Annotated in this window: 18 protein-coding genes; 1 reads left to right on the top strand and 17 read right to left on the bottom strand. The window is 37.6% G+C overall.

Features of this window, described 5'->3' with window-relative positions; translation table 11 throughout:
* Window positions 1-196 precede the first annotated feature (196 nt).
* The 4 genes from ACH0AK_RS13885 to ACH0AK_RS13870 all read right to left on the bottom strand — a co-directional run bounded on the left by ACH0AK_RS13885 (window position 197) and on the right by ACH0AK_RS13870 (window position 2,950).
* Window positions 197-910, bottom strand: coding sequence for a DNA/RNA non-specific endonuclease (locus tag ACH0AK_RS13885; protein ID WP_499797022.1), 714 nt, complete (start codon window positions 908-910; stop codon window positions 197-199).
* 81 nt (window positions 911-991) lie between these two features.
* The gene (locus ACH0AK_RS13880) at window positions 992-1,753 is read right to left on the bottom strand and encodes an N-6 DNA methylase (RefSeq protein WP_499797021.1); all 762 of its coding nucleotides are present in this window, start codon (window positions 1,751-1,753) and stop codon (window positions 992-994) included.
* A 68-nt stretch (window positions 1,754-1,821) separates the two neighbouring features.
* Window positions 1,822-2,241 (bottom strand): single-stranded DNA-binding protein, encoded by a 420-nt coding sequence (gene ssb, locus ACH0AK_RS13875; protein ID WP_499797020.1) that lies wholly within the window; start codon window positions 2,239-2,241, stop codon window positions 1,822-1,824.
* A 184-nt stretch (window positions 2,242-2,425) separates the two neighbouring features.
* A complete protein-coding gene (locus ACH0AK_RS13870; protein WP_301357556.1) occupies window positions 2,426-2,950 on the bottom strand; it encodes a hypothetical protein in 525 nt (174 codons plus the stop codon).
* Window positions 2,951-3,779: 829 nt separating this feature from the next.
* Here ACH0AK_RS13870 and comI point away from each other — a divergent pair.
* Window positions 3,780-3,923, top strand: a complete 144-nt coding sequence (gene comI / locus ACH0AK_RS13865) for a competence inhibitor ComI (RefSeq protein WP_066026087.1) — start codon at window positions 3,780-3,782, stop codon at window positions 3,921-3,923.
* 275 nt (window positions 3,924-4,198) lie between these two features.
* Here the strand turns inward: comI and ACH0AK_RS13860 are convergent, their stop codons facing one another.
* The 13 genes from ACH0AK_RS13860 to ACH0AK_RS13800 all read right to left on the bottom strand — a co-directional run bounded on the left by ACH0AK_RS13860 (window position 4,199) and on the right by ACH0AK_RS13800 (window position 16,525).
* Complete coding sequence (locus ACH0AK_RS13860) at window positions 4,199-4,480, bottom strand: helix-turn-helix domain-containing protein (RefSeq protein WP_207699898.1); 282 nt, start codon at window positions 4,478-4,480, stop codon at window positions 4,199-4,201.
* A 30-nt stretch (window positions 4,481-4,510) separates the two neighbouring features.
* Entirely contained in the window at window positions 4,511-4,975 is a 465-nt protein-coding gene (locus ACH0AK_RS13855) for a CPBP family intramembrane glutamic endopeptidase (RefSeq protein ID WP_499797019.1), read from the bottom strand.
* A complete protein-coding gene (locus tag ACH0AK_RS13850; RefSeq protein ID WP_499797017.1) occupies window positions 4,920-6,491 on the bottom strand; it encodes a type IV secretory system conjugative DNA transfer family protein in 1,572 nt (523 codons plus the stop codon). Before ACH0AK_RS13850 ends, ACH0AK_RS13855 begins: the two co-directional genes overlap by 56 nt.
* A 209-nt stretch (window positions 6,492-6,700) precedes the next feature.
* Window positions 6,701-7,492 (bottom strand): hypothetical protein, encoded by a 792-nt coding sequence (locus tag ACH0AK_RS13845; protein ID WP_499797016.1) that lies wholly within the window; start codon window positions 7,490-7,492, stop codon window positions 6,701-6,703.
* A gap of 819 nt (window positions 7,493-8,311) precedes the next feature.
* Entirely contained in the window at window positions 8,312-9,139 is an 828-nt protein-coding gene (locus ACH0AK_RS13840) for a hypothetical protein (protein ID WP_301359772.1), read from the bottom strand.
* Window positions 9,126-9,332 (bottom strand): hypothetical protein, encoded by a 207-nt coding sequence (locus ACH0AK_RS13835; RefSeq protein WP_207699735.1) that lies wholly within the window; start codon window positions 9,330-9,332, stop codon window positions 9,126-9,128. Before ACH0AK_RS13835 ends, ACH0AK_RS13840 begins: the two co-directional genes overlap by 14 nt.
* A gap of 28 nt (window positions 9,333-9,360) precedes the next feature.
* On the bottom strand, window positions 9,361-10,017 hold the full coding sequence (locus ACH0AK_RS13830; RefSeq protein WP_301359770.1) for a hypothetical protein: 657 nt from the start codon (window positions 10,015-10,017) through the stop codon (window positions 9,361-9,363).
* A gap of 12 nt (window positions 10,018-10,029) precedes the next feature.
* On the bottom strand, window positions 10,030-11,151 hold the full coding sequence (locus tag ACH0AK_RS13825) for a lysozyme family protein (protein ID WP_499797013.1): 1,122 nt from the start codon (window positions 11,149-11,151) through the stop codon (window positions 10,030-10,032).
* Between the two features lie 50 nt (window positions 11,152-11,201).
* On the bottom strand, window positions 11,202-11,417 hold the full coding sequence (locus tag ACH0AK_RS13820) for a hypothetical protein (protein WP_499797012.1): 216 nt from the start codon (window positions 11,415-11,417) through the stop codon (window positions 11,202-11,204).
* A 3-nt stretch (window positions 11,418-11,420) separates the two neighbouring features.
* Complete coding sequence (locus tag ACH0AK_RS13815; RefSeq protein ID WP_499797011.1) at window positions 11,421-13,352, bottom strand: putative type IV secretion/conjugal transfer ATPase; 1,932 nt, start codon at window positions 13,350-13,352, stop codon at window positions 11,421-11,423.
* Between the two features lie 9 nt (window positions 13,353-13,361).
* Complete coding sequence (locus ACH0AK_RS13810; protein WP_207699730.1) at window positions 13,362-13,928, bottom strand: TraC-like domain-containing protein; 567 nt, start codon at window positions 13,926-13,928, stop codon at window positions 13,362-13,364.
* A gap of 4 nt (window positions 13,929-13,932) precedes the next feature.
* Complete coding sequence (locus ACH0AK_RS13805) at window positions 13,933-14,244, bottom strand: DUF5592 family protein (RefSeq protein WP_207699729.1); 312 nt, start codon at window positions 14,242-14,244, stop codon at window positions 13,933-13,935.
* Window positions 14,234-16,525: a pLS20_p028 family conjugation system transmembrane protein gene (locus ACH0AK_RS13800; protein ID WP_499797010.1), complete on the bottom strand. Its 2,292-nt coding sequence runs from the start codon at window positions 16,523-16,525 to the stop codon at window positions 14,234-14,236. Before ACH0AK_RS13800 ends, ACH0AK_RS13805 begins: the two co-directional genes overlap by 11 nt.
* Window positions 16,526-16,531: the final 6 nt, after the last annotated feature.

Here is a 16,531-nt window from a genome sequence, read left to right as displayed (position 1 = left end):
CTTCTCAAAAGTTTTTCCGCCCCTTTTTTTCTGAATGCGGAAGGTGTATAAGCAGTGACGCTGAGGGTAACAGTGGTATGGGAAGAAATGGAGCTTAATCAAGACATCGAACGAACGAGCTGAAAATCGCTTTGAAATTTAAGCTCTTGACCTTGAACTTGCCTTGTGGTTTTGATCTTGATCTCTTGTTTTTTACTTATTCTTTTGTCGCTTCTCCTGTTGAATAATCAATGATTATTCCAGTCTGTACATTTGGTATCAGAACGTTGAAATCTATCTGCTTGTCTTCAATACTCTTCGCTTCTAATTGGATAGCGCGTGGGACTAACTCTGTATCGATAAAAATAGGTGTTACTCTATAACGTACATGATTATTTGTACTCTTTAAGTATTGCGCAATCTCATTCTCATACTTGACCATGTGAATCTGATTTAATTCTTGTGTGCCAGTAAATAGGTTTTTCCAGTTTGCATTTTCGCCTGTTAGTTGAAATCCGAGTAAATGCGATCGATTATAAAGCCAATTACCATTATCTAATTTCTTTTGATTCCAACCAGTCGGATAAATCATTGAGATATCCTCTCTTGGTTCTGAAGGCATCATACTTTTATGTAGCAAGGCGTCAGCAACTCCAACTCTGTTCATTGAATCTAAATCCGATAACGTGTGCCAGGGTTCGTTAGTCAATTCCAATTCTTCTAGAGTGAAACTCGCATAATTACCATTTACTTGTACAAGGCTTTCTATCTCATCAATTTTAATTTCTCCAAGCTCTTTTACCGGGTGGCTATTGGTTTGGATCATAAAAGACTCGATCATGTTTTCTACATCGACATTTATCATCTCACTACCTATAAATAAACCAATCAAACCAATTAAAGTCGTAATAAGAATCTTTAATTTCTTCACTTTTTTTCTCCTTTTTTATTAATTTAGGTTTTAGCAAAGAAGAAGGGAGCGTCAGCGTCCTTCTTCTCTCCATGAAACTAATTAAAATAAAACAAGTTGTTCGGCGTCAGTTGGTAGTGTCCATTCTTCTTCTAATTTGTTTTCTGTCTGAAGCAGTGGGTTTATTTTTTTCTCTTGATCACTGTTTTTTTCAGAAAATAGGTATTTTGGATTGATCATATGAAAGGGTGTATACCAAGTTGAAAATTTTTCTCTTGATAGCGAATCTTTTACCTCACATACGGCGTTTACACCAAGTAATGAAAGTTGTACATACGCCATTAACAGACAATTTTCATCGATATCTTCACACAATACACGTAGCTGCTGTTGATAGTTATATCCCTTACGTTCCATTGCCTGCGTAAATGCGATTATCATACTACCTGCGCCACACGCTGGCTCGTAATAACCAATCCATCCTTTTTCTTCGATTAGTGGTTCATTTTCCGTTAAAGTTAGTTCGGACATTAACCTTGAGATCTCATAGGGTGTAAAAAATTGTCCGGAATCTTTGTTACTAATTTCGAGATCCATATAAATTTCACCGAGCCAATCCGTCACTTTTCGATCAAAAGCTTGTACCAATAAACAGAAACATTTTACAAAGACATCACTCTCCGTCTTCGTGTATTTTCCGATTATCTCGACATAATCAGCTTCTCGGCTATCAAATTGTGTTTTATCTACACTATTTGATATGGTGTATGCCATTAAGTGAACCCAATCAAAGAAAATTGTAGATATATTTTGCTTGCCAGATAAATTTTTTAGTCGTTTCGTAATCTCATTTCTATAATTCATCTTTTCTCCTTTATTCGGCAACCGCATATGCGGTTGCCGATCTTTCATTTTTAGTTAAATCATTAATCTTAGAATGGTAAATCATCATCTGAAATATCAATTGCTGCACCTTCAAAGTTTGGATCACTATTATCGTTTTGTTGATTATTTTGCCGTTGTTCGTTGGCTGTTTTTGATTCAAGAAATTGGAAAGTTTCAACCACAACCTCAGTCACATAAACCCGTTGTTTTTCGTTATTTTCATAACTTCTTGATTGAAGGCGTCCCACAATCCCGATCAAAGAACCTTTTTTTGCATAATTTGCTAAGGTTTCCGCTGATTTCCCCCAAATGACACATTGGATATAGTCCGCCTCACGCTGTCCTGCCTGGTTCGTAAATCTTCGATTGACTGCTAATGTAAAACCTGCTACCGCCTTGCCACTTGACGTATAGCGCAAATCAGGGTCTTTTGTTAAACGTCCTACCAAAGTTACATTGTTAATCATAATAAATTCCTCTTTTCTGTTTTTTTAAGTCTAAAATTTTATAAAAAGCATGCTAAAGAATAATATGAATTGAATCATTGTTATACTAATCTCACTAACGACATCACTCGTATATCTTCATCTTTTGACTGATACGAAAGGGTTATGGAACCCTTTCGTATGTCTCCTTTCCTAATTCTTTAGTTTAGATTTTGCCGAAATGACCAATTGTTTCTAGTAAAACAAGGGCATGTGCTAAATCATAAACACTATTCATAGGGTGTCTGCGGTATCGAATCGAACTAGAACGATCTTTCATCATTAATGAAATTAATTTATCTTTGAAAAAGGCAACGGCTCTCACGCTCTCTGTTTCAAATATTTGTTCGCCATTGTATGTGTCTAGCTGTTCTAAGTGCCGATAAATGGTTTCTGCTTGATCGTATTTCTCTTTAATCGCTTGTTCTAAGACTTCCTCTTCATATTCACAAAACACGTACGTATTACATCCCTCTAATATCTCACCTTGTACTTTTTCGTCATATCGAATGCTCCCCCACTGTTTTTGGATTTCGTAACGAATCGTTTCCGTTTCTAGCGTTAAATCATGCAATTTTACTCTGATAGAAGTGTTTCCGTAGCCCACCATTTCAACCCGAATGCGTAGGTTTTTCGTATTAATTCCTTGCTCTCTCAAACTTCTTTTGATATTATTTGCAGTTATTTCCATGCGAATCTCTCCTATTTGTCGTTTTTTGTTCCCCAAAGTTCATTTCAGCAAGCGATTTGTGGGAGGCGAAAAGAATTTGATTTTTAAGAATGTCAATGGTCCTTTATTTATTCTTTTCCTCTTAGCTTTGTTTGATCTTGGATCATTTCGAGCTGAGCTGATAGCGGTTTGGCGTGCTTGTTCCATACACCTGTAGCAGACAGAAAAAAAGGGAGTGCTGTAGGGAAAAGTTTTAAGTGGGCTTCTTAAAAGTTTTCCCGCCCCTTTTTTTCTGAATGCGGAAGGTGTATAAGCACTCTCGCCAATCCGATAGCAGCGCTTCAGATCGACATGAGACAAAACAACAGCGAGAAGGTGAAATAAAGGCCCATCGCCCTGACATTTTTAAAAATCTAAAAAAGATTCCGCATGCGGAATCTTACTTCTTGCGGAAATCATTGCTTGTCAATGAGGTTCCGCTTCTCTTTTCTTTTGAACTTTCGCTTTCTTCTTTTGACTTTCTAGCGAACATAAACGCCTTCTTCCGTAGCGACGACAGACAGAGCGAAGGAAGATACTTGGAAATTGACAAAGAAAAAACCAGTTCATCAGCCTGACGTGAGAAAGGTTTTGAACTGGTTTTATCTTTTGAATTTCTGAAGTAAACACATGGCTTCTTCCGTAGCGGCGGTGGCGGTTGGAGCGAAGGAAGAAATACGTCTAATTGACAAACAAAAAACCAGCATGAATGCCTTAGATTTAAGGATTCACACTGGTTTTTATGGTATAATAGTAGGTGACAGTAAAGTTTAATGACGGTGGCTATCCAATCGAAAGTGAGGTGGTGCGTATGATCGTACTTCCGAAATCTTATGAAAGGAGACGCCTTTTGCCTGTTGAAACAGCGCTTGCCTTAATGATTAGTTTCGGTTCTTTAATCGCAACAATCATTTTTGGTATTCTAGCGATAGTAAACAACGACAAAAAGAAATAGCCGTCACTTTAGCGAGCAGACAAGCTATTTCTTTTTGATATAGTTATATTCGCCACCGTCTTTAATCGGTGCTGTCATAAGGGGAGTTGTTAGCGCAACTCCTCTTTACATACTGATTATACCATGATACTGCTAAAAAAACTACATAAATGCCAAAACCGGAAAGCTTGCTTTCCTTTTTTTGTTGCCCCGTAAACGGTGGTGGCGGTCGGAGTGTCGGGGCAACAAAAAAACTTATTTTACAATACATCTATCTTATTAACTAGATTCATTTTTTACTCATATCCTATCTCCAACGAGTTTTTTTTATTATTTTCATTAGTAAAATTTCGATCCTCTGTTCGACCATAAAGATAATCGATACTTACATCGTAAAAATCACATAAAGCTACAATTCTTTTGTTACTAGGATATTGGTGGCCATTTTCCCAATTGCTTACTGTTCCTTTACTGACCGGTGGCTCAAAAATATTACTCACATCATCAAGGGTTAAAAATCTCTCCTTCCTTAATTGAGCAAGCCTCTGATTGATCAATATTCCTCTTGTTTCTTTCACCTTATCTATTCCTCCATCGATTGTGATATATTATTGTATTAATTGTGTGATCACTGCTACAAAGTTATAACTCATATGAAGCAGTATTGGCATGACGATCGTTCCACTTTTTTTAAATGCCCATGAATAAATAAGGCCATTTATTAAAAATGGGAAAAAGTTCTTTTGCCAATGAAGAATGGCAAAAAGGATACTAGAAATTCCTGCACTCATTTTCCAAGAAAAAATTCTTTGTAGCAGTGAAATTAAGTATTTCCTGAAAATCATTTCCTCTATCACTGGTACCCACGTTAGGCTTCCGATTATGCTGAATAGATTTACTTTTTGAGCTATATTCTCAAACGGAGGCACGTCCAACAAATGGTTAGCTGCATACGTTATAATCCACGAAGTACCCACCAATAAACACAAACTGACGATAAACAAAACCCAATCAAGTTTATTTTTTTGAAAGAACAATTCTTTCAGGCTTTTTTTTATGGACCTTACGTTCATTTTCGTTAGTTGATTTCTCCTTTCCTGTTTTTACGAAGGTTGTAACAAACTTCGAGGGTTCACCTGGGCGATTGTGGGAATAATAATAGCCATGAAGATTAGGAAGACGTTTGATTTTGTTCGGATTGATTACAAATTCATCTACTACATTATTCGAACTTTCTCCGGTATTTCCTTCCTCATTACTTCGACTCGTTTGTTTCACTTGTTTTTCAGTTCCAATAAATTTTGATAGTTCATTTGCCGTATCATCATCTGTCCGTAGAATGACAAAATTTGTTAAATTACCAAGTATCTGTTTCGTTAACTCTTCTGATACTTTATTTACATCAGCGATTACTTGCATAGCTACAATGGTTTTTACGCTAAAGGATGCGGTTCTATTCAGCAAGGCTTCAAAGGATTCATCAACATAAACGCCCAATTCATCCATCACTAACAAGGCTTCTGTTTGGTCGTCTCTTTCAGCTTTTTGACTCAGAAACAATTTGTACTCTGCGACAACCAGCTTTCCTAAACTTCGTGCAAAATCACTGTATTTGAATTCATTTAAGTACACGACAACGACTGCGTCTTCCTCATAGGCTTGCCGTAAAGTAAACCCATCTTGTCCAAAAAGATAGCGGCCGTCTCCATCGTTAAAAATCGCTAAACGACCGATTGCTTGGACGACCGTATCTTTACAAGAAGCTAATACTTGCTTCGCTCTACTGTATAATTCCTTGGAAATAATCTCTTTTCCATACAGTCCTTCAATTAAGTTTTTAAAGTTTGACGGATCAGAATACTTAATGATACTTTGAAAGCTAAACTGAATTTCGGCCGCTCGCATAACACGTCCCATCACTTGCCAATAGGTAAGTGCTTGAATTCGATAATGTTCTTCGGACCACTCGGTTAAACTAGAGAGTAAATCTTTTAATTCTGTCTCAGTAATTCCTTTAAACGGATTGTACGGATTCGTTTTAGAAATCTCTGATTGGTTAATAACATATACTTTTCGATTATATTTCTTTGCTAATTTTTCGGTAACTATATTTAAATCGTAATTTAAAGTCCCGCCTTTTCCATCGATCACGACGGTAAATTGTCCTTCACGAATTGATTTTTCAATATAATGTAAGATAGTCGCGGTTTTCCCTGTACGAGTAGAACCAAAAGTACCAACGTGTCCCTTGTCATTAAAGTTGATCCCGCCACGACTATTTAACATAACTTCTCTTCGTGTTTCCTGCTTAACTGTTTCATCCATGAGAATCTCTGAAGAACTTTTTTGTAATAGTAAACCTGTACTGACTATCATCGTTCCTACACCCCAACCAAAAAGATTGATTCCCAAAATCCATTGAATTGTTGACGGTAGGAAATGTTCTCGAAAATATCCGTCAGCTGTGACGTATGCCACCATACTTGCAAAACCATCTTGGTTTGCAATTAGTTGGGTATAGATTAGACTTAACAAGCCCATTGAGCTTCGGACCATTTGATTCTGATTCAAATAAAAGATACTTACCACAAGAAGGAAAACTCCCAAGGTAAGTATCATCAATTTTGACGACTTTTTTTCATAGTATTCCTGAAAAATTAAATACGAAAGCAAAGCAAGTGATCCTGGTAATGGAAAGAGAAATATTCCTAGACAACATAAGACGATACCTGCTTTTGATAATCGGCTTCGCCAAACAAAAACGACATCTTGATACATACGTTCACCTTTCTTTTCAGTTAATAATTGGTATGGAACAAGTCCATTTCCCTGTGTTCAGAATAAGAATAGAACTCCTCAATGAGTGCATCGATAGGTGTAGTAGAAAGAGTCGCAAGACGCTTTGATGGTCTTTCTAAAACCTTCTCAACCTCTTCAAAAGTGAGTAATTTGAATTGAGCATCATCAATTCCGATGTACTCTTTTGCCTCTAACAATCCGTGATAAATCGAACTTTTCACTTTGGGATAAACCCAAATTTGACCGTAAGCACGGTTTTTATTGGCACTAACATTCGTCTGTAAGCGAAAAGCGTCTTTCTTCTCTTTCTCAAATTCAACTATCCACCAATCATTTTCTACCTTGAATGTTAAATCACCCGTTCGGTTCATTTTTCCATAACCATGATAGTTACCTTTTTTGTATTCATGAACTCGAAAATCTCGATCAGTTATAATAGAATGGTAGTCTAATTTTGCTTCAGGAAAATACTCGCGAAAAAAGCAAGTACACGTCAACACACCCAACTCATGGCGAACTGTCGCGTCACTCACTTTTCCTACACTTTGTAATTCAAGAACATCTTTACCTTTGGTACCTAGCGAGAAAATTTGCGCCTCCCTTCCTTGACGCAAGTCTCGTTTCAAATAACCATTTAATTCTAATTTACGAATTCTTTTACGTACATATTCAATTGAGGGAAAACCAAGTAACGAACAAAAATGTTTCGGTTGTGCAATCCTCCATCGATTAACAACTTCAAGCATCATCAAATCTCTGTCAGTTAGTTCAAGTCGATTGTTTAACAACATATACTTTTCCTCACCTTTCCAATAAAAAAAGAAAATAGTGAAACTATTTTCTCCATTCTGCGGAAATCATTGAACTAGCAATGAGGTTCCGCTTCTTTATTTTCGAACCATATTTCTACTCATACTGAAACTTAGTTAACTGCGCTCTTTTAGGGTTACGGTTCGAACTAAAACTCTTACTTACATCCAATGATCAGTCATATGATCTCATTCAGGTTTATGAATCGACCGAGATAGCTTGCCAATCTGATCATCAGTCGGACGATCTCTTTTGGTTTTATGTTTTTAAGACAGCCCCTTCAAGATTTGGTGAAGGGGCGTTGGCGCTAGGGGTAGTTGTAAGTTCCCTCTTTCAACGATTGAAAGAGGGCGGAGGGAGTTAGTTCGAGACCCCCAAGACTGGGGGGAGGGGGTTGATCTTTTGACCTTGACCTTATCCCTTTATTTTTCTCTCTTCCACACCCATTTTTTATTTTTTTCATCCTATTTATTTTATTTTTTTACTCTTTATATGTTCTCTTATCTTAGCTGCCCGCCCCCGCAAATATGCTTTGTTATACCATATTGCCGGTAATCAAATTTGCAAAATTTTATTATTGTTGGGTGTGGGGGGTTAGCGGTCGAAGAGCGCTAACCCCCCACACCCAACAAAGGCGGTATAACAACGTTTTGCATAATTTGCGGGGGCGGGCAGCGGGTCCATGGCAAAGACCCAAGACCGGACCCCTAAAATACCATAAATGAGATACCGGACCCAAGACCAGACCCTATATAGGACCTCTTACAATAAAGGGATATTGGGTCAAGGAAATGGAACACTTACTTTTGAATTTCTTCAATCCTTTTTTCTAGTAACTTAATACGTTCTATTGCCTCATTTCTCAAATCTTTTTCTGTTTCTAATTGGTCGTTTAGATTTGAAATGGTACTTTTTATCGTGGATATTTTACCTTCTGTTTCTTGTAAAACACTTCCGACTTGGAATCTTTTTTCTTCCGTCAATTGTTCATATTGATCTAAACGAAGGGCAATATCTTGATTAATTATTTGACTATTTTTTTCACTTTCATCGATTATTACCGTCTGAATACGTATATCATTTTGAATTGAATCGATTTGTAATTTGCTTTCTTCCGCATTTAAAATGGACTCATTTTCCATCTTAGATTCCTCTTTTGAGACATAAAATCTCAAGGATTGATTCATTTCTTGGGTTGCATAATAAGAAATATCCAACCTTACAGTTGCTGCGTCTGGTTCAATTCCTTCTGCCATTAATACAAAGTAGCGACTCGTAACAGGAATAACTTTTACCTTTATTTGTTCCTCTGGATTCTTATCTGTCACCAAATCAGCTTCAATTTTTCGTTGCAAATCATCGACTGATTGGGACGTTGGTTCAAAAAATAAGTCCATTCGGAAACTATTTTCTTCTTCATTGAACACCTTTTTAACAACTGACAAGGTGCCTTGTTGAACCAAATGCTCTTCAAATAATTCAACTTCTTGGTAGTCTAAATCAGATTTTTGTGCCATGCCATGAACAAAAACTACGACTATGGAAAGGAGAAAAACAAACAGCGTTTTGAAATATACTTGGCTTTTTGTACCAAAATATTTTTGTTTAAATCGTTTAATTTCCTCCATTACTATCCCCCTTATTCAGTATAGTTAGTTCCGATTCATGAAATATTTCACTGTCATTTGTTTGAAAAAAAGTGACCGTAATCGGATAATTTTTTTCCTTTTTAATGCTTGTAACGCACCCAATTTGTCCAAATAAATCTCCGTTCGTTGTTTCAAATTCATCTGAAACAATGACGATATCATTTAATTCCATTGCACTTTTCCCTCTCTATTCTGTGGTCTTACTCTTGACTAGAAAGAATAATTTGGAACCCTACTTGATCAATTACCCACCCATCTGATTGAACCATTGAAACTGTAACAAGCATTTTTTGCGGAACATTATCGACTTTCATTGAAAGTATATTGATTATTGTACCTTGGATATGATCAACCGTTTTAACGATCGATTCAGTTTCTAAATCTTCAATGTGTGGTTGGAATACTTGACCACTTTCAGGAAGTTCTTCTTCCTCAAAAACAGATTCCGTGACTAACTCTTTCAGCTTGGCATTTCGTTCTTTGGGTTTTAAATTTCCATAATAAGCAGCAATGAATGCCTCGTTCACTTTCTTCATTTCTCGTTCATACTGTGACTTTTGTTGCCACTCGATATACGCATTATCGACATCTGCTTCTGGGATCACTTCTAAACTTTCGGTTGTTGATTCTTCTGTTTTTTCTTCCCCTAGTATTTCTTCTAGTAAGGATTCTTGCGTGCTATCTTCTGTAGTTTGAGTTTGCGCTATGGAAGAAATTGTTTCGCCGGTGCTACTCTCAACAGTACTCGGATTTTCTTCATTCTTCGTGTTAAAAAAGCCTGTCATAGCCAATATTGCTAGGATAACTACCCCTACACCTATTCCAATTCCTACCACCTTTTTCTCGTTATCTTTCATTTTATTTTCCTTTCATTGACTGATTCCCAAAACCTCTGCTGGGTCTAATAAGCTTGCGATTGACAAATCTCTTGACGTTGAAATTTCTAAATGGAGGTGAGCGCCAAAACTATTTCCTGTATTTCCTACATGACCGATAATGTCACCTTGTTTCACTTGATCACCAACTTTTACATTGTTTGAAACATTGTGTGCATACAAACTACAGTAGCCGTTAGCATGTTCAATCCGGACGTAATTCCCCCAGGAGTAATGATATTCAGACGCAATGACGACACCGTCAGCGATTGCCTTTATCGGTGTTCCTTGCGGATGACCAAAGTCAATTCCTCGATGGAATTCTTGCACTCCACCTAAGACACGCGTGCCGAACCATGAAGTTATCTGCGGTGGACTCAATGGCAAAATAAATCCTTCGTTGCTACCAACTTCTCCTTGGCTTAGGTACTGCCTGACTAAATCAACGTAATGGAAATTTCCGCCGTTCCAATATAAGTAGGGGCGTCCATTCACTTCTGAAACAGCATTTACATAGCGGTACGTATTCCCTAAAACATTGCCTAAAGAAGGAGCTACCACGTCCTTTGAATAGGCTTCTGCTAAATCGATCGTATGTTTTTTTCCTCGTTGCGATACGTAACCGATATAGCTTGTACCGAAGTTATAGGCTTGAACAACTGCCCATTTATCTGTGTCTACGGCTTCGGCTAGCTGTAACGCATTTGCATAGTGTTTCACTCCTTGAGCAATCGAATCGGGTTCATTATCGATTGTGTTCATCGGCAATCCTGCGCTCTCTGAAGATTGCATGATGTCTGGTAAACGTCCGCCCGTTTCTACAGTCGTGATGGCCATGAGTATGGGTACGTGATCCACAATGTCGTATTTTTGTGCTTCTTTGACAAAGTAGGACTCCCACTTCAATACATCCGCCGGAATATTTTGAATGCTGCCTACCCCTTCGTCTTTCGTCGAATTGGTCATGGAGATAATCATAGTGACCGACACAAAGATAAACACTAAAAAAAGACCACCGGTCGTAAAAAACAAACTTCCGAAAGTCTTTAGTGCGAGCATTACTTTTTCTCTTTTCGTTGCTTCACCAGTTATAACTCGTAAAATTTTCCTAAACACAATGCCCTCCTGTCCTCTACTTTAATCCATTAATTAGTCGATAGGATCTATTATTGGATTGGAATTGCTTCACACAAATAGATGCTCTCTACTGTTTGAAAGTGCATCATACCAAAGTCAAAAATTATTTTTTCCTGAGTTTTAAATATTTTATCAACCATTTTTGAGTTTTTTTTTGGAACTGTTAGACCAAATTGATTGATTTCATCAATAGAATTAAAAATAAACTCATTTAACTGATTAGTGCTTTTCCCTTTTTCTTTCATAACTTAATGTCCTCCAGCAAATCGTATCAATTGTTTTTCGTCTGGATCTGTCGTGATTTTATAGTTATTAGCTCCACCTAAATTAATAAATACTTCTCCTTGTTCCATCAACGATAAATCATTGTATTGTCCTTCAGTTAAAAGACTGCCCATTGCTTTTTTCATCGTTCCAGCAACAGAAGCATCTAACCCTAAGAAGAACTTACTTGAACACAATTCGAATACTTGTTTGATTTTTGAGATATAATCATCAGAAGAATTTTCAGGAAGCAATTCTTGTGGCGATTGTGTCGCAAAGAAAGCACCAGCTGAGAACTTCCGCATTTCTTTTAAGAACTTGACAACTTGCTTAACTACGAATACAGTGTCTGGACTAAGAATCTCCTGACATTCATCCAAAAAGAAAGCAAAAAAGACGACATCATCGATCTCGATCTCATTGTTCGCCAGTGCGATTTTTTGTCGTCGTCCGTTGTTCAATGCTTGATTCCAAACAATATTCATGGCCGTAAACAGTAGGCACTTGTAGATTTCTGTATCAAAGTGACCGATCGTTTCAATATCGAAAAACAATACTTGCTCATCATTAAGATTCTTAAATGAGGTTGTTCCATTGAATATTGATCCGTATTGATTGGTCATTGAGTCAATAACAGATAGAAAGTTCTCCATTTCGACCATTTTTACACTTGTTACTCGATCTTTATAGCCATTATTCACATATTGGTTTAGAAAGACATTAAATTCACTCATGATGGGGTATTGCTTAGGATCTAAACCAATGATATTAATTTTCTTTTGGTTTTCTTCCGTCATATAATCATTCGGTAAGAGTCCTTTTTCAATGTAAAAAGCGTCAAGTATCTTTCCAAAATCAAGAACATCCACTGAACGCATTAACGGATTTAAGAACCGAATTTGATTAAAGAATTTCGCTCGATGTTGCAAATAACTATTTAGTTGATCGACCTTCATTCCGGTTTCATCCGTAATTGTAGCCAATGGTTCAAGAGGATTTAACATGCCGCCTCTTCCTGACAAATCTACGATTCTGCCCTTTTGGTGTCCGATCGTTTTTTTCCAGTCCCCATTTTTTTCAAATCCACGGATACACGTATTTCTTCCAAACAAACCTTCTTCAATCAACTTGAGGAGGGTTGACTTTCCCATTCCTGGTTTTCCTAAAAGCATGGAGCTGAAAGATTTACGTACATTGGTTACGTAAAAAGGATCATAAATGAAGGGCCCACCCGTATCTGTTTGTCCTAAATATTGCCCTCTGGGATCAACAAGATACTTATGATTGAATGGATAACTTCCCCCGATTGCTGTTGTACCGACGGCGAGACCTGCTCTTGCACCAGAAATCTTCTGTTGCTCAGTATAACTCTGGGAAAAGGCAAGCCATTCGGTTAGCGGTTTTCCGATAAACGCCACTACTTTGTAGTCTGAAGCTTTGAGCGATTTTCGAAGAGTAGTGAATTCCTTGTCAAGTTCCTCTTGTGTATCGGCGACCAAATAAATCCGGATGTCGATTAATTTCGTTACCTCCCCTCCTTGCTTTATTTCTGAAGCGTATCGCTCTAGCGATCGATACTCAGCTGCGGCGTCGTTTCTATCAGTTTGTGTACGTCCTTCTGACGCTTGTTCCCGATATTCATTCAAAGAATTGTTGATATCCTTCAATGCTCGTTCTTTTTCTAAAGGGGCGATATCAACCTTTGTTACTGTATTACGGTTCCCCATTAGTGCGGTAAGCCAAAAAGGAACTGGATTTTTCGGCAGCTCATAGACGTGTAACGTCGCATAGACACCGTCACCCGCGATAATTTTGTCTTCCGTCGGCTTAAATCCACCCTGGGGCTGAATTCTAGAAATAAACTCTAAGTCATAACCTTTTTTTTCTAGATCTAATACTTCTTTTTTCGATAACATAATTTCCTCCTAAATCGCTGTATTCATATTGAACAGTTTGGTAAGAATCTTTTCTGTCTGTTCTGCACTAACATCCTTAATTCTAAGTAGTGATCCACCGGAACGTTTCAGTAACGTTTTGGCTAAAACAATTTCTTTTTTTGTTCTTCCATAGACCATGCAATAAAACTCTAAATTGGATAGTTCCATTTCTACCCAAAGGAGACGCTGAATCTGTTCTCGACAAATCATCAATTGCGCCATGTTTTGTCTACTCCTTGCTTGCATCAGCTTTTTGTTCCAAAAAACCAAGTTGGAATCAATGTTCGTAGGAAACATCATAGATAAAATACTCATGTCATCGTCATAGATCCGAGAAAGATTTTCAAATTGAGACTGTGCTTGCTGTTGCTCTTCTGCACTTAGTCCGTTGATATCTTGAGTAGAAATCTTTAGGAAAGCAAAAAAGCTATCGTCGTTTTTCACCACGTCATTTTGATCCATTCGCTTGATAGGGATTACTTCTTGAACAGAAGGAAGCTCCCCTTTTTTAAGGGGACGCTTTTTCTGACTTTTTCCTTGTTTTATCTTTGCCATTAAACTAATTTGCTCCTTTCTTATAGCTCTGTGTACCGTAAATCGTTCGATCCATTTTAAGCAGACAATAAAGAGTGTATAGGTTTCTGTGTCCTCCGTTACTGCTTGGCTTTGCACATAAGAAGATCCCTAATGCAAATAGCAAGCACTCAATAACGATGAAATGCCCGATCGGTAGTTGAATATAGTCTTGAAGATAAAACATGCCACCACAAAGCCCTAGAATCAAAGCAAGATCCAAAAAGTAGAAAGCTTTCAAGCGAACTTCTTGCTTAATGTTTTTTTGGATTTTCATATGTTGATATTTATTCGCCATTTCTATCACCTCGGTCATTATTTCTTGGTGGTAAATAGTCTTCTGCATTCATATTCTTTAGAGTGTCATTTGCACTTGCAAAACGTGTGTCACTTTGTTTCTTTTCTTCCCAAATTGGTTTGGTTTCAGATTCTTTATAGATAGTTCTTTCTGTTGATTCTAAGGTGTCTGAGGGCTTCGTTGCTTCTTTCTCTTTTCTTAGTGAATCTTTCTTCCCATTTGTCGATTCCGTGGTCTTAGAAACCGTTCCAGAACTAGTTTCTACAACGTTATCTTCTTTCCTAGCTGTGGTTGGCTGTTCAGATTGCACGACTTGTTTTTGAGGAGAATCGCCTTCATTTTGTGTACCTCGAGGCGTACCGACTTCTGTAGGATTTTTCTTTGGTCCTTCTTCTGAACCCTGGTCAACTTTTTTCTTGTCTGGGTTTTCAACTGTTGAATTCATTTTATTTTGGGGATCAGATTCACTATTTCCTTCTGAGCCATCTAAGGTTGCGTTATTCGCTGACTCTTCATTTTTCAAGTCTTCTGAACGTTGACTTGAACCTTTCGTTTCGATAGCTGAAGCGTCATTTACCGTTTTATCCTCATTATTGGAAGAATCTTGAACGATCACTTTTCCATTTTCGTCTGTCTCTTCTCCTTGATCGTTAGGATTTTCAGACAAATCATGTCCTTCAGTGTTCAGTTCACTGTCAGAAACAGATTTCTCGTCAGCTGAATCTTGTACTTTATTGTGGTCTTGGTGAGTACTATTATCCGCTTCAGCTATGATTTCTTTTCCGTCTTGATCAAGCTCACCATTATTTTTATCGGTATTCTTTGTATCTTCGTCTGTTGAATTTTCTTGTCCATCGATCGATTGATTTAGATTTTCTTTTTCGTACTGATCTTCTGAAATTGGACTAATATTATCTAGCGTTGTTGGTGGATTATCAAAGATTTCATCGACTTTATCATCCAACTTATCGTCGATATGATCCTTAGCTTTCCCAATATTATTCATCATTTTCTTATCGCTATCTAGTTTATTGGAGACACCATTTTTGATTTTGCCCCCTGTAGTGCGCATTGTTTCGGGTGCATGTAACGCTGCTTCGCCTAAACCGACTGCAGATTTCCCAAGTCCCATGGCTGCTTTCGCCCCATAATATCCACCCACAATTGATTTGAACCCGCTTCGAGCGCTAGTATCCACACCTAAATATTTTCCGAATGTTCGTGGTCCAGTCATTGCCATAGACACTCCCACAAGGCATAAAATGGCATAAGCAACTATATTTAGGTTCAATGTGGCAAGATACGTGAAATATATCGAAAACAAACTGATTGAAAAACCGGTTAGCATGATTGTTACAAACGTATTGCCCATATCTCCAAAAATCCTTTTCACTTTTTGACCTGTTTCAATATCCATAGCCGCCAAAACTGGGAATAGAATCCGAGCAAAAACCAACTCCAAGATCGCTGCACCGATGGTGAACCCCGAACAAAGATAAACAAATGTCATGGTCCATAAGGAAATCAAAATTGTTGCTGTGTCAGCACTAAACCGGAATTTCCCGTTATCAAACGTTGAAAACCACCCGTTTTTTATTTTGTCCGCATAAAGTGATCCATCATCAGCTACCTTGATCTGGTAGCCTAAAGCTTCTGTATTTTCTTCATTACTGGCTGTTTTCTTTAGATCACCGATATCACTAGGTAAAATCATTTCTGTTAAATCGGCATTTTTGAACGCATTTTCCGATAAATTCATTGCCCGGTCATTTGTATTGCTACTATCAAGTAGCTCAAAGCCATTTCTCGATAAGTAGGTGAGATCGGCCATGTTACTTTGTACGATATTATAAGATAAGCTTGATCCGGTACCGTGCAAGTCTTTTGTGGCATCAAAGGTTGCTTTCGTTACATTCATAGCAGAATTCATCAGTGCAGGCAGATAGATAATCAAATTAAGGAAAATAATCCCACGAAGTAGACTACCTTTTAGATCAACTTGATCGCTGAACATGTATTTGTAGACGATATAAAGAAGCGTCACCGTCAATACAGAAGCAGCTAAAATCCGCATACTGGTATAAACGGTCCCAATCATCCCCTCGTCAAGAAAGCCTGTGATTTTAAATATCTGATCAATAACTTTTTCCGTATAAAGAGCAATTTGATAAGATATTTTAATTAACCACATGATGAACATATGCCAAATAGAACTAAAAAATCCTGCGTCTTTGATCCAATCGGAATATCGAAGTAGAAATTCTAAAGCTTGTTCTTCCATTCCTTC

It is taken from the genome of Enterococcus pernyi, assembly GCF_045371165.1.
Classification (GTDB): domain Bacteria; phylum Bacillota; class Bacilli; order Lactobacillales; family Enterococcaceae; genus Enterococcus_B; species Enterococcus_B pernyi.
This window is presented reverse-complemented; position numbering and strand designations above follow the sequence as displayed.